Annotated in this window: 11 protein-coding genes and 1 tRNA gene; 7 read left to right on the forward strand and 5 right to left on the reverse strand. The window is 41.3% G+C overall.

The features are described 5' to 3' along the window. Positions 1-159: 159 nt before the first annotated feature. Complete coding sequence (locus ICL16_RS06315) at positions 160-2,424, reverse strand: IMS domain-containing protein (protein ID WP_190826010.1); 2,265 nt, start codon at positions 2,422-2,424, stop codon at positions 160-162. Positions 2,425-2,772: 348 nt separating this feature from the next. On the opposite strand from ICL16_RS06315, the gene pdhA reads away from it, so the two are divergent. From pdhA to fba, 4 genes are all read left to right on the forward strand, one after another. Then, positions 2,773-3,807, forward strand: coding sequence for a pyruvate dehydrogenase (acetyl-transferring) E1 component subunit alpha (pdhA, locus tag ICL16_RS06320; protein ID WP_190826011.1), 1,035 nt, complete (start codon positions 2,773-2,775; stop codon positions 3,805-3,807). 166 nt (positions 3,808-3,973) lie between these two features. Next, complete coding sequence (locus ICL16_RS06325) at positions 3,974-4,807, forward strand: aldose epimerase family protein (RefSeq protein WP_190826012.1); 834 nt, start codon at positions 3,974-3,976, stop codon at positions 4,805-4,807. 62 nt (positions 4,808-4,869) lie between these two features. Next, positions 4,870-4,941: transfer RNA gene (locus ICL16_RS06330), tRNA-Lys, on the forward strand. A 243-nt stretch (positions 4,942-5,184) separates the two neighbouring features. Further along, positions 5,185-6,264, forward strand: a complete 1,080-nt coding sequence (gene fba / locus ICL16_RS06335) for a class II fructose-bisphosphate aldolase (RefSeq protein WP_190826013.1) — start codon at positions 5,185-5,187, stop codon at positions 6,262-6,264. Positions 6,265-6,383: 119 nt separating this feature from the next. Here the strand turns inward: fba and ICL16_RS06340 are convergent, their stop codons facing one another. The 3 genes from ICL16_RS06340 to trmB form a co-directional block, all read right to left on the reverse strand. Next, the gene (locus ICL16_RS06340) at positions 6,384-6,821 is read right to left on the reverse strand and encodes a GAF domain-containing protein (RefSeq protein WP_202895429.1); all 438 of its coding nucleotides are present in this window, start codon (positions 6,819-6,821) and stop codon (positions 6,384-6,386) included. A 438-nt stretch (positions 6,822-7,259) separates the two neighbouring features. Beyond that, positions 7,260-7,397 (reverse strand): hypothetical protein, encoded by a 138-nt coding sequence (locus ICL16_RS06345; protein WP_190826014.1) that lies wholly within the window; start codon positions 7,395-7,397, stop codon positions 7,260-7,262. Positions 7,398-7,492: 95 nt separating this feature from the next. After that, entirely contained in the window at positions 7,493-8,137 is a 645-nt protein-coding gene (gene trmB, locus ICL16_RS06350) for a tRNA (guanosine(46)-N7)-methyltransferase TrmB (RefSeq protein WP_190826015.1), read from the reverse strand. A gap of 65 nt (positions 8,138-8,202) precedes the next feature. On the opposite strand from trmB, the gene ICL16_RS06355 reads away from it, so the two are divergent. From ICL16_RS06355 to ICL16_RS06365, 3 genes are all read left to right on the forward strand, one after another. Continuing rightward, positions 8,203-9,225 (forward strand): glycosyltransferase family protein, encoded by a 1,023-nt coding sequence (locus tag ICL16_RS06355; protein ID WP_190826016.1) that lies wholly within the window; start codon positions 8,203-8,205, stop codon positions 9,223-9,225. Positions 9,226-9,335: 110 nt separating this feature from the next. Further along, positions 9,336-10,262 (forward strand): beta-1,6-N-acetylglucosaminyltransferase, encoded by a 927-nt coding sequence (locus tag ICL16_RS06360; protein WP_190826017.1) that lies wholly within the window; start codon positions 9,336-9,338, stop codon positions 10,260-10,262. Between the two features lie 182 nt (positions 10,263-10,444). Next, complete coding sequence (locus tag ICL16_RS06365; RefSeq protein ID WP_190826018.1) at positions 10,445-11,545, forward strand: metallophosphoesterase family protein; 1,101 nt, start codon at positions 10,445-10,447, stop codon at positions 11,543-11,545. Positions 11,546-11,600: 55 nt separating this feature from the next. On the opposite strand, the gene ICL16_RS06370 is transcribed toward ICL16_RS06365, so the two are convergent. Next, positions 11,601-12,821, reverse strand: coding sequence for an FIST signal transduction protein (locus ICL16_RS06370; protein ID WP_190826019.1), 1,221 nt, complete (start codon positions 12,819-12,821; stop codon positions 11,601-11,603). Positions 12,822-13,133 lie beyond the last annotated feature (312 nt).

Consider the following 13,133-nt stretch of genomic DNA (forward strand, 5'->3'; position numbering starts at 1 on the left):
TTCGTCGGCATAATGTCATGGTTTTATGATATTACCTGGCTTACTATTTTTCATGCTCATATGAACCCCCCCAACCCCCCTTAAAAAAGGGGGCATCAAACCCCCCTTGATAAGGGGGGCAAGGGGGGTTTATACGTAGTGATGACGCGTACTCCCCTACTATTGTCCTGGAGGAGTTTGATTGACTTCGTTGAGAACTGACATACTTTGAATGCGCCACCCACCATTTGCGCGAGTTAATTCGTAACGAACTTTTACGGTGTAAGGCTTTTGCTGACTTACTTGACCATTTTTATAAAATTCAGCTACTTCTCTGACGGTAGCTTCTATAGCACCGCGATTGGGTTCAAGCTCACTTGTTTCCACAGATTCTAATTTCAGTAAGCTGTGTTCGTATCGACGGTAGCGATTTTCTGCTTTATCAGCTTGGGCGATTTGTCGCCATTGAGTAAGAGCCGGATCAGTTAAAATCTGTGCCAAACTATCAATATCATGGTTTCGTCCTAAAGCCGCAGCTTTAAGAACCAGCCAACTTTGAACAATTTCTTCTGCTGTCGTCTCGGTTATTGGAGCGGCTGATATTTGCAGTTTACTGTTACTATCAGGAATCTGTATTGGCGGTTCATTCAGTTGTATAGCTAATCCGTCGCCTAGACGGGATGATGTAGAGAAGAACAAGTTTTTTACCAATCCAACAGTTGTTGTAATCGAAAGCCATAAAACCAATACACCTGCTGTAGAGGCAATAACTATCCATCCTAGCTTTTTGTATGCTTGTGGATTGCGGACAAAACCAATGCGCTTTTCATCAACATAAGTACGTTTACGCCTTCTACGCGGTGGTACACTTTGTTTTGTGCCAACGCTATTTGAGTTATGGTTGGTTACTCTACCATTGGTAACTACAGGACTTTCTACTTTTGAACTATTTGCTTGTCTTGAGTTTGATGTAGCGTATTTTGGTGATGAGGTATGGGAATATTCTGGTCTTGTCCGGGTTGGTGTTTCTGGTATATTTGAGTTACCACTACTATTTAATGGTCGGGAAACAGTGGTTCCACTGCTGCGACGCTGAGAATAATTTGTTTGTGTATGGGTAGAAGATTGGTGATTGATTTGAATAGATTCGTTGGTGGCAACTGCTTCTGTCGGTAAAGCATCTAAATAAGCTTGTACTTGTGAGTCAGCAAAATATTCTCTTAAGGAAGCTTTAGTTTGGACTAAATCTCGAAAGTGTGGAAACACTTCGTTTTGCAACCAACTTTCTGCGTAGAGGCACAAACCTGGGAGTAAGTCTGGAGAATCCTGAGAATTTTCCCGAATAAAAGCGAGCGCTTCGTATTCTTGGCTGAGTTCTAAAACACGGCTAGCTTCTTCGGTTTGCCCCAACAACAAGGCACACAACGACTGTTCTAAGTGTACATCTTGACGTTTACCCAATCGGATCAGCATTTGCTTGGCTGTACGAATCAAAGCTGGTTGACTTTGAGTAAATCCTCGTGCGATCGCCGCATATACTGCTAGATATGTGGCAACAGCAGAAGGGCGCTTGCTTTCTGCTTCAAATAATTTGTGTTGTTCTGCTACTGTTAAGTAGTTGCGCAGTTGCTGGATAAATCGCAAGAAGTCGTCTATTGTAAGACCTGTTTGGTCATTTCCCGTGCCATCAATCCCACCGCGTTCTTCCAGAATTTCTTGTAGTAATTGCAACCCTTGCGCTCTTTCTTTTGTGTTTTCTTCTGGTAGCGCTAGTAGTTCTAAAATTCTATATGGTCGCAATCTATACAGATCTGAAAGAATTTCTGCTCTGACATTAGGGAATAAACCTTCGCGTGCGAGCAATTCTTCGCCCGTTTCTAGGGAAATTGCTGCGTTTTCATAGTTACCTTGCTGCCATTGTTCGCGCCCTAATTCTAAACAAGCAAGGGCAACGGTGAGAAAAATATCTGTTGCCGTTGCCGTAGTATAATTAGATTCAACGTTTACTTGTCTATTGTGCTTGAGGACAGTACCGTTTTTATTCACTAAGTACGGACGACCAAGTCTAAGTACTAGTTCGTATTCTCCTAGCTCTTGTAGAAGTAGTAAAGCACCAATTAATTCTTCATGTGAGATCTCGATGGTGAGAATTTGTGCATCAATATCGGCTTCTATTCGATTTTCTACTGCCACTGTAGCGTCAACGCCATCAGTGCCTCCGTAAGCATGGGCAAGATAAAGTTGATCGTAGGCTTTGCGTTCTTTTGGATTTGATAAAACCACGTAAGCCTCTTCTATAAGTTTTTTTCGGGATGTAATTGCTGCTTCTGAGTACTCGCGTCGCGGTAGTTGGACGACGCGATCGCTGTACGCCTGCTGCAACTGCTCATCACTTGCTGCTAACGGTAGTCCTAAAATTCTGTAGTAATCTAGCGGAATTCGCACGGCTCACTTCCCCTGCAGCGCGATCAACATATATTATTCTTCTAATAATGTGTTTTAGGTTTGTAAAACCGTGCCATTATAATACCCTATTGACTTCGCACTACATGTATGTAATGCAACAACTTTATTTGTATCTTTTCAGAGAGATACAAGTTGGATATTACTATTTTATAGCGACACGGATGATATCACAATAATTAGTTCATTACAATACCCTAAAGAGGGATATAGATTTGGATCTCCATTTTTTGTAATTGTTAATCAATATGCAGAATCTTGCTATCGTGATTAGTAGTCTAAGGAATGGAAGAGTAAATTTAAATTTTACTACCCCGTACAGAAAAAATAATGGTTCAAGAACGTACTTTACCAGTATTTGATGCAGCTAGCACGCAAATTACTAAAGAAAAAGGCTTAATCTTATACAAAGACATGACGCTGGGACGCTTGTTTGAAGATAAGTGTGCCGAAATGTATTACAGAGGCAAGATGTTTGGTTTTGTCCATTTATATAATGGTCAAGAAGCTGTATCTACTGGTGTAATCAAAGCGATGCGACCAGGTGAAGATTACGTTTGTAGTACTTACCGAGATCACGTTCATGCTTTGAGTGCAGGAGTACCAGCGCAAGAAGTGATCGCAGAACTGTATGGTAAAGCCACAGGCTGCAGTAAAGGACGTGGTGGTTCAATGCATTTGTTCTCTGCCGAACATCGTTTGTTAGGTGGATACGCTTTTGTGGCAGAAGGTATACCTGTAGCGGCTGGAGCAGCTTTTCAAACTAAATACCGTCGCGAAGTATTAAAAGATGAAACAGCAGATCAAGTAACAGCTTGCTTTTTTGGTGATGGAGCCTGCAACAACGGGCAATTTTTTGAGACGTTGAATATGGCGGCTCTGTGGAAATTACCGATTATTTTTGTCGTAGAAAATAATAAATGGGCAATTGGTATGGCTCATGACAGGGCGACTTCCCAACCAGAAATTTACAAAAAAGCCAGTGTATTCAACATGGTGGGTGTGGAAGTAGATGGTATGGATGTACTAGCAGTACACCAAGTAGCACAAGAAGCAGTAGCCCGCGCTCGTGCTGGTGTTGGACCAACATTAATTGAAGCACTTACCTACCGTTTCCGGGGTCATTCCTTAGCAGACCCAGATGAACTAAGAACTAAAAGTGAGAAAGAATTTTGGTTTGCTCGCGATCCAATTAAGAAGTTAGCAAATTATTTAGTTGAGCAAAATCTGGCAGAGCCGGAAGAACTCAAAGCTATTGATCGTGAGATCCAGCAAATGCTTGAAGAAGCAGTGAAATTTGCCGAAAGTAGCCCAGAACCAGATCCAAGCGAGTTATATCGTTTTGTATTTGCTGAAGATCAATAGGAATTTGCACACTTTTTGTTTCCGACTCATGGGAATATGATGTGGGTGGACTGCTGCCGCGTATTCGTGTGACAGACGTTCTGGTAGAGACGTTCCGCCGGAACGTCTCTACGAATACATATGTTCTAGCGGAACGTCTCTACAAATCCCATATCCGATCAAAACCATGAGTAAACACATCCAAACCAATCAGTCGCAGCTAGAGATTTTACCAGAAAGAGGTGGTATTATCGTTAGCTGGCTTGTAAAAGGACAAGAAATTTTTTATTTAGACAAAGAACGCCTTAAAGATCCTCAGTTAAGTGTTAGAGGAGGAGTGCCAATTTTGTTTCCCATCTGTGGCAACTTACCCAATGACACTTACACTCTCAATGGTCAAGAGTATAAGCTTAAACAACATGGCTTTGCCAGAGACTTACCTTGGTTCGTGAAAGAAGATAACGTTACACCAGAAAAAGCAAGTGTAACTCTTGTCCTGAATAGTAACGAGCAAACAAGGGCTGTTTATCCTTTTGACTTTACAGTAACTTATACTTACCTCATCCAAGGTAATTCTTTAGAAATTCAGCAGCAGTATACAAATAACTCTTCTGCCCCGATGCCTTGTTCTTTTGGGTTCCATCCTTACTTTGCAGCGCAGGATAAAAGTAAGCTGGAGTTTCAAATTCCTTCTGGGCAGTATCAAGCCAAGAACTCACAGACAGTTGAATCCTTTGATGGCAATTTCGATTTTAGTGTTGATGAAATTGACGTAGCCTTTAACCAACTAAGCGGTACATCTACTAGTGTGGTGGATAATCACAGAAAGTTAAAGTTGACCATTGATTATGATCGCCTCTTCTCTACCCTCGTCTTTTGGACAGTCAAAGGCAAAGATTTCTACTGTCTGGAACCTTGGAGCGCTCCTCGTAACGCTATGAATACCAAAGAAAATTTATCTGTGGTGCAACCAGGAGAGGATTTGAAGGCAAATGTTCGTCTAAGCGCAAATTTTTTCTAAAACCCCTTTACAAAACTGGGAAGTTTTATGCTATAGTAGATGAGTTGCAGTTTGCAGCAAAAGGGTCGCTAACTCAACGGTAGAGTACTCGGCTTTTAACCGATTAGTTCCGGGTTCGAATCCCGGGCGACCCATAAATTAAAAAGATAAAGCATAAAGCATAGAACTATAATATATAATTATGGATGGCATATAGAGCTTCTCAACAGAGCTTCAATCCTCCACGTCCTATGCGCCATTCCTAAACTTTTTCACCATTCGTGTACATCATATAGTTATAATTTCCTATAGGATGTTGAAAAAAGTCTTAAGATTGGCGTATTAAATACGCTCTCACTTAAATCGATTAGCTGACAACCATATTAGGAGGACTATCTATGGCGCTCGTACCAATGCGGCTGCTGTTGGATCATGCGGCTGAAAACGGTTACGGTATTCCAGCTTATAACGTGAACAACATGGAGCAGATCCAAGCAATCATGCAGGCTGCCCATGAAACAGATAGCCCGGTGATTTTGCAAGCTTCTCGCGGTGCTCGTAAGTATGCTGGAGAAAACTTCCTGCGCCACTTGATTCTGGCAGCAGTAGAAACCTATCCTCATCTTCCCATCGCAATGCACCAGGATCATGGTAATGCTCCTGCTACCTGCTACTCAGCGATTAGAAACGGCTTTACCAGTGTGATGATGGATGGTTCACTGGAAGCAGATGCAAAAACTCCAGCAAGCTACGAATACAACGTTAACGTTACCCACGAAGTAGTAAAAGTAGCTCACTCAGTAGGCGCTAGCGTGGAAGGTGAACTCGGCTGTTTGGGTTCTCTAGAAACAGGTGCTGGTGAAGCTGAAGATGGACACGGATTTGAAGGAACTCTTTCCCACGATCAACTACTAACAGATCCAGATCAAGCAGTTGACTTTGTAGAGCAAACGCAAGTAGATGCTTTGGCAGTAGCAATTGGTACTAGCCACGGTGCTTACAAGTTTACTCGTAAGCCTACTGGGGAAATTTTGGCAATCAGCAGAATTGAAGAAATTCACCGTCGTTTGCCTAACACCCACTTGGTAATGCACGGCTCCTCTTCAGTACCCGAAGATTTGCTTGCCATCATTAACCAATATGGTGGTACAATCCCCGAAACATACGGTGTACCTGTGGAAGAAATTCAAAAAGGTATCAAGAGCGGTGTACGTAAGATCAATATTGATACCGACAACCGTCTAGCAATTACCGCTGCTGTGCGTGAAGCTTTAGCAAAAGATACTAAAGAATTCGATCCTCGTCACTTCCTCAAGCCTTCTATTAAGTATATGCAGAAGGTTTGTGGCGATCGCTATCAGCAATTTAGCACTGCAGGTAATGCTAGCAAAATCAAGCAAGTGAGCTTGGATGATTTTGCTGCTAGATATGCTAAAGGTGAACTCAACGCTGTAACTAAGAAGACTGCTGTTGTGTAATCAATTCCCACTTTTACTCCCCATCCGGTAACACCAACAGGGTGGGGTGAGGCGATCGCGTTCCTATTGTAAAGCGCGATCGTATTCTTTGCAACTTTTTAATTAAATTTTGTCTTTCACTAGTACATCAATGCGGAAACAAAGCTCCCATTCAGAATAGCGTTTAAGCCGAAATGAGCTTTGTTTGGGCTAGTAACTTTTGGATATTTTAATATAATTTGCATTACCAAACTAATTTGAGCCGCAACAAATTGTATTTGCTGCAAATCTTCATGGGTGAATTGACGAAAACGAAACGTACCAACATGTAAAACACCGTTCACTTGCTCTTTAAGCAAGATAGGAACACCAAGCATTGAGTGGATGCCACTATTACACAGAATTGGACTTACTACTTCTATCTTTGACAAATCTTCGACAATCATTTGCTCACCACTAGCAGCAATTTTACCTGCGAAACCACTACCAAGCGGAATTCTGATCCCTTTGGCAATTTCCTCCTCTAATCCAATAGTGGCAAATACTGCTAATTCCTGCCTATTTTTTGTAGGTAACAAAATTGTAACAGCTGTGCGCGGCGAAGATCACAGAGTAAAGTTTTCGCAGAAGCTTTCGCCATCGATCTATATTTATAATCTCTGGGAAACAGCAAAAAACTCAGATTTAGCAACTGCTCACGCCGGATCAATTGTTTGCTCAGGCTAAGTTTTCCCATGACTGGTACATTGTTCACTTGGCGTAAGTCGTATAAAGCTGTTGAATTGAAGATTTTTTGGTTATGAGGAATAAACATCCCACATCGGATCAGAGGATGATCTATAAAAAATATACCAACAACATCGTTTTGATTTGCTAATCCAGTCTTTTGAGTTCGGTTAGATATCAATTTAGTGAGGTACACTACCCCACCCAGCCCTCCCCGAGGATCGGGGAGGGTTCATTCGGGGTGTACGCCATTAAGCTGTAGCTATCGTTCGGACAACTAAGTTCTTCTTTTAACCTTTGGTTAAACGGACATGTTCTAAAATCCGCTGCTGACGTTCAGAGGAATTAACTGATGAGTTATTAAAGTTGTTTGTGCTTCGAGCTAGATGCTCCATAATTCGTTTTTGACGATCAGATTGTGTAGCCATAATGTACCAAGAAGAAAAAGAAATTAGCAGGTAGACTTTAATTGTATACTCTATTACAAATTATGGGTAAGTAGGAACAACCGACTGTTCGCCCCCTACAATTGTGCTCCTCTGGCAAACAAAGCACGATAAACAGGTTCACCCTTGCTAATTGTGCCTAATTCCCGTTCAGTAGAAACTCCAAGCGGGTTTTCTGGCAACCATTCTCCTGTATCAACTCGGTGAAAAGCAGCACATGAGGCAAAGCGATCGCACATTTCCACCGCGACAAACTCAATATCCGACTGTAAAAATACTACACCCCCAGGGACAAGATAATCTGCCAATTCTTCTACTAACTGTGGTTGTACAATTCGACGTTTAGCATGACGGTGTTTAAACCACGGATCGGGAAATTGAATTGTCACACGTTGTAAACTACCTGTAGGTAGAGAAGACAACAATGGACGTAAAGAATTATTAACATTACAAAATAAATAGTGAAGGTTTGTTAAGCCCAATTCATCCTTACACTTCATCGCCTCATGTACCAAAGGTTCACGAATTTCCAAGCCCAGAAAATTCCAATTAGTTTCTTTCTGCGCCATATTCAAAACAAACCTTCCCCAAGCACAGCCAATATCTAAGTGCAGTGGTTGAGTTGGCTGTGCATAAACTTTATCCCAATCTAGAGCATTGATGGGAGTTAAGTACTTATGTGCTAATGGATTTACGTGTTGACGAACTCTGACGCGAACCAAAGAATTCTCCTTTTTTCACAAAACCGAGGTTATACTCGCGTACATAACAGGTTTTCTAAGCTACTATGGTCGATCAATTACCACCTATTTATTTTTACATCCCTCAACGACAATGGCCTGCGGGTAATTTGCCCCAAAAACCAGAAGAATATTGGCAATGGATGAGTGCTTGGGGTAGTCGATACGGCAGGGGTAGGTATGACTGGACGCTACAAACCTATTTATATCTTAAAGCGGATGATTTAAAATGTGATTTGATTGGGACAATTCCCAACTCTGGTATAGTCGTAGCGCATCGCGAGTTTTTACCAGACGACTTCCAACCATCCCCAAACTTATTACTTGTTTGTATCAAAGCAGATAAAGACGCACACCCTTACGCCCAGTTACACATTGCCCAAAATCCTGAAGATGAAATTCTACATAGAATTTTACCGATTTGGAAAAGCCATTACCTACCCCATTGGCCTCAACCTGGATTAATTCCAAGAGATTCATCTCGTGGTGAGCGTTTTGAAAAAGTTGCCTTCTACGGTGTCACAGGAACTTTAGCACCTGAATTACAACAACCAACCTGGGAAAAAGAACTTGCCGCTTTAGGTTTACGGTGGGAAATCGTAGACTCGCAGCATTGGCATGATTACAGTGAAACTGATGTAATAATTGCTGTACGTAGCTTTAACGGAGAAATTTACGCTTCAAAACCGCCGTCCAAACTTTACAACGCTTGGCACGCTGGTATTCCCGCCATACTCGGTTGTGAATCAGCTTATCGCAACGAACGTAAAAGTGAACTAGATTATCTAGAAGTAGCAACACTTGACAGTGCGATCGCCACACTAAAACGCCTACGCGACGATTATAACTTACGTCAGGCAATGATTGAAAATGGATACATCCGCGCACAAGAAAGAGGAACAACAAATATCACAGCCCAATGGCGCACTTTTCTCACAGATATTGCCACTCCCGCATACTATCACTGGTGTAAAGCGTCTAGTTGGCAACAAAACATATTTTTAATGACTCGCTACTTTATTTTCAAAGTAAACACTCGACTTCTGAAAAAATTCCGTAGTTCACCATAATAATCTCAAACAACTCATCAACATTCTTAATCTTCTCTTCCTCTGCGTTCTCTGCGTCAGGTGCTGTTTTTTCAGTATTTATACCTCAAAAAACTATTACCCAAAACATTATGAAAGTTTGCTATTTCATTCAAACCCACAAAAATCCACAACAAATTTATCGGCTAGTTCGGACTATTAAAAATTCAAGTCCTACAGCACAAATTCTCATTGGACATGACTTTACAAGCAGTAGTTTAGATATAACTCCGCTGCAAGATTTGTCTGATGTTCATCTGCTTAAAATTCAATTTCGTCCCTTGCGCGGTGACTTTTCCTTAATACAGCCATACCTGAATGCTATCAACTGGTTGTTGGAGCATAATTCAGATTTTGATTGGCTAGTTTATTTATCTGGACAAGATTACCCGACTCAATCACTTGCCGAAAGTGAAGCTTTTCTCGCGCAAACAGAATACGATGGTTTTATCCGTTACTGGGATGTTTTTTCAGAAGAATGTCCTTGGGACAAAGAGAAAGTATTAGAGCGATATTTTTATAAGTATTGGCGCATCCCTGGGCGTTATACCTACAACTTGTTGCTCAAAATTCAGAAACTTTGGTTGATTAAACTTACACCCTTAAAATTTTATCTTACCTACGGTCCTTTGGTTGGTCTACCCAGTAAATCAACCCCATTTAAGGAGCAATTTATTTGCTATGGTGGGCGACAGTGGCATACTCTTTCTCGAAAATGTACTGACTATATCAGGCAGTTTATCCAAACAAATCCTCACATAGTTAGTTATTATCAAAAAACAGTTTGTTCTGATGAGTCTTTTATTCAAACTGTTCTCGTAAATAGTAAAAAGTTCAACTTATGTAATGATGATAAACGTTTTATTGAAATTGCCAAAACTTGGGGAGGACATCCTCGTATTCTCACAAAGCAAGATTATGCCACTTTAACAAATAGCAGTTATCACTTTGCGAGAAAATTCGACCCGAAGGCAGATGTGGAAATTTTAAATATGTTAGATGATTTCATCATAAATTAACAATTATGTAGAGACGCCCCGCCGGGGCGTCTCTACGGAATTTTGTGTTAAACCAATAATTTTGTTCATAGGGTAGTGCGTTAACAAAGTGTAATGCACCGACTGCAAAGCTTGGCTAAACAACGGTTATACTCAGGAAAAAGAGTTTTTAGAACCCGGCTTTTAAAATTGTTATTACTTCAATGACTCTCAATTTTCGCTTTGCTATAGTTAGCGACTTGCACATTGCACTTCCCGAAACCATCTGGAATCACCCTGACAGATTTCATCAGGTGGAAGTTAGTATACCAGCGTTTGAAAGTGTATTAGAACATTTAACACAACTTAATTTAGATTTTCTTTTACTGCCAGGAGATTTAACCCAACATGGTGAACCGGAAAATCATGCTTGGGTGCAAGAACGTTTATCAAGACTACCGTTTCCAGTCTACGTTATTCCAGGTAATCATGACGTTCCTGTGGTAGTCGCTTCTGCTCAATCGATCGCCTGCGCTGATTTTCCTCACTATTACCATAAATTTGGCTACAGCAATACTGATGAACTTTATTACACTTGTCAGATATTGCCGTCTGTAAGGTTGATTGGTTTAAATTCCAACTCTTTTAATGCCCAAGGAAACCAAGTCGGGCATTTGGATGAAAAACAACTACAGTGGTTAGAGGAAGTACTAGCACAACACAGTGATGAATTAGTCTTAGTAATGGTGCATCACAATGTAGTTGAGCACTTGCCTAATCAATCCAGCCATCCAATGGCACATCGTTACATGTTAGAAAATGCACCCCAATTATTAGAGGTGCTACAGCGATACAATGTTAAATTAGTTTTTACTGGACATTTGCACGTCCAAGATGTGGCTTACTCACAAGGAGTATACGATATTACAACTGGTTCTTTAGTTAGTTATCCTCACCCCTACCGAGTGTTAGAATTTAATCGAGATCAACACGGTAGAGACTGTTTGCAAATTTCCTCTTATCGTGTAGAATCAGTACCAGATTTCCCTGATTTGCAACAAACTTCTCGAAAGTGGATGGGCGATCGCAGTTTCCCCTTCTTAATTAAACTGCTCACTCTCCCTCCTCTCAACCTACCTTTAGTACAAGCACAAGAGTTAGCTCCTAGCCTCAGAGAGTTTTGGGCAAATATTGCCGCTGGGGATGCTTTATTTAACTGTACCCACTTTCCCCAAGAGGTGGGACGATATTTTGAGCAATATGGTGCTGTGACTGCCGAAGGGACTCCGGCACTGATTGATAATAATACGACGCTGCTGCTGTAGGAATTGTTGGTGGTTGATTGTTGATTGTCACCAGTCTTCCATCAACCATTAACAATTAACCATTAGCCATTGCCCTACATATGCCAAACACGGAAGTGTAGTTATGTAAAAAAGTACTGCCACCTACAGGTCCAATTTCGCCCCCACAGAAAAATCCGCCCAATGGGGTATCATTGAGGTAACGGCTAAATAGCTCTGAATCAAAATTGGGTTTGCCGTAAAGTCCTTCACCACGCCCAACACAGGCGAACATTAATGCACCAAATGCGGAAGGTTCATCTTCGGTGCGTTGATCTAAATATTGCATGAGCAGGAATTCTAAATCGTCAGCAGAGGCACGGGCATCACGGAGGTGAAATTGTAACCGCTGTCCAGAGCGGATATAATCGGCAATGGCGATCGCCCCGGCATTTGGGTCTACTCCTAGTATACTACGAATTAAAAAATCTCCTGGTTGCAAATCTTGCTTAAATTCATCCATTGCTAAACCCACAAACAAGGAGTGCTGTGCCAAAGCTCGATCTTCGGGGGAAAGACTGGCAATCAAATCTCGCAACACGATTAAAGGTATTTGCTCGTCTAGCTCCAAAATGATGTTGCGATCGCATGAAGTAACTTGGTATGGTTTACCAATCGGTCGGCATCCTTGTGCGACAATGGTTTCTAAGACAATGTTTCCTGACAAAGCTACCCCTACCATTCCCTCACGGTAGAGATTACCATTATAAAATAAAGCAATGCGACTACCCATTCCGCCACCAATTGCTTGTCCGCCCACTTTGACAGAACCAGGATAGGCAAAATCTAATCCCTGTAATAAATCGTTGATGCCCGAAGAGAAGGAGCCTGGGAGTAAGATAAACTGGGGTGTAGGTGATGGTGGTACACCAATTAAATCAATCCAGCTATCTGGTGGTCCGTCCAAATCAGGTAATTCTTCAGAGATCACATGAAAACCTTGAACATTTACACCCGGAAGATGCGCTAAAGTTAAACTTAAGGCTGGTTCTGCTTCTAATTCTTGGGTTTGTCCCCTGTTGGTTGTACCAATTACACCGCCACCACTACAACCTATTAGTACGGGTACTGAAAGTTGCTCACACAGCAACGGCATCACTCTGGAATACTCACTTGTAAAAGCCGACGAAATAAATACCAGCCCAAGATCTGCTTTTGCAGTTAATAAAGATTGGGAGCGCTCTACTACCTCTGTTACTGCTGCTTCTAAAGAAGGACGGGTTGATAGGGCGTTTGCCCACTGCATTGTGTCTGCCATGAGTTTGGGTCTCTTTTTTTTGTTAGGCTAGTGAGGGAGTGATTTTTCATGTTCTGGGGTAAGTCAAAATTTCATCCGCACAGTTGATGCTACTTCTTTGTATCCTTGATTCATAACTTGTCTATTTTATAAGATAAAGTGGCGATCGCCTATTATATGTAATTTTAATATATTGTATAATTTATGCTTTACAGTATAACCTGCAAAATCTTAAAAGATGAAAATAATTAAAATACGGATATTAAAGACTATTGTATTAATAAGGTTGCAAAAAGACCAACACTAACAAGTGTGACTTAGTAGCTAGAATAG

This window comes from Iningainema tapete BLCC-T55, from assembly GCF_014698965.1.
GTDB lineage: Bacteria > Cyanobacteriota > Cyanobacteriia > Cyanobacteriales > Nostocaceae > Iningainema > Iningainema tapete.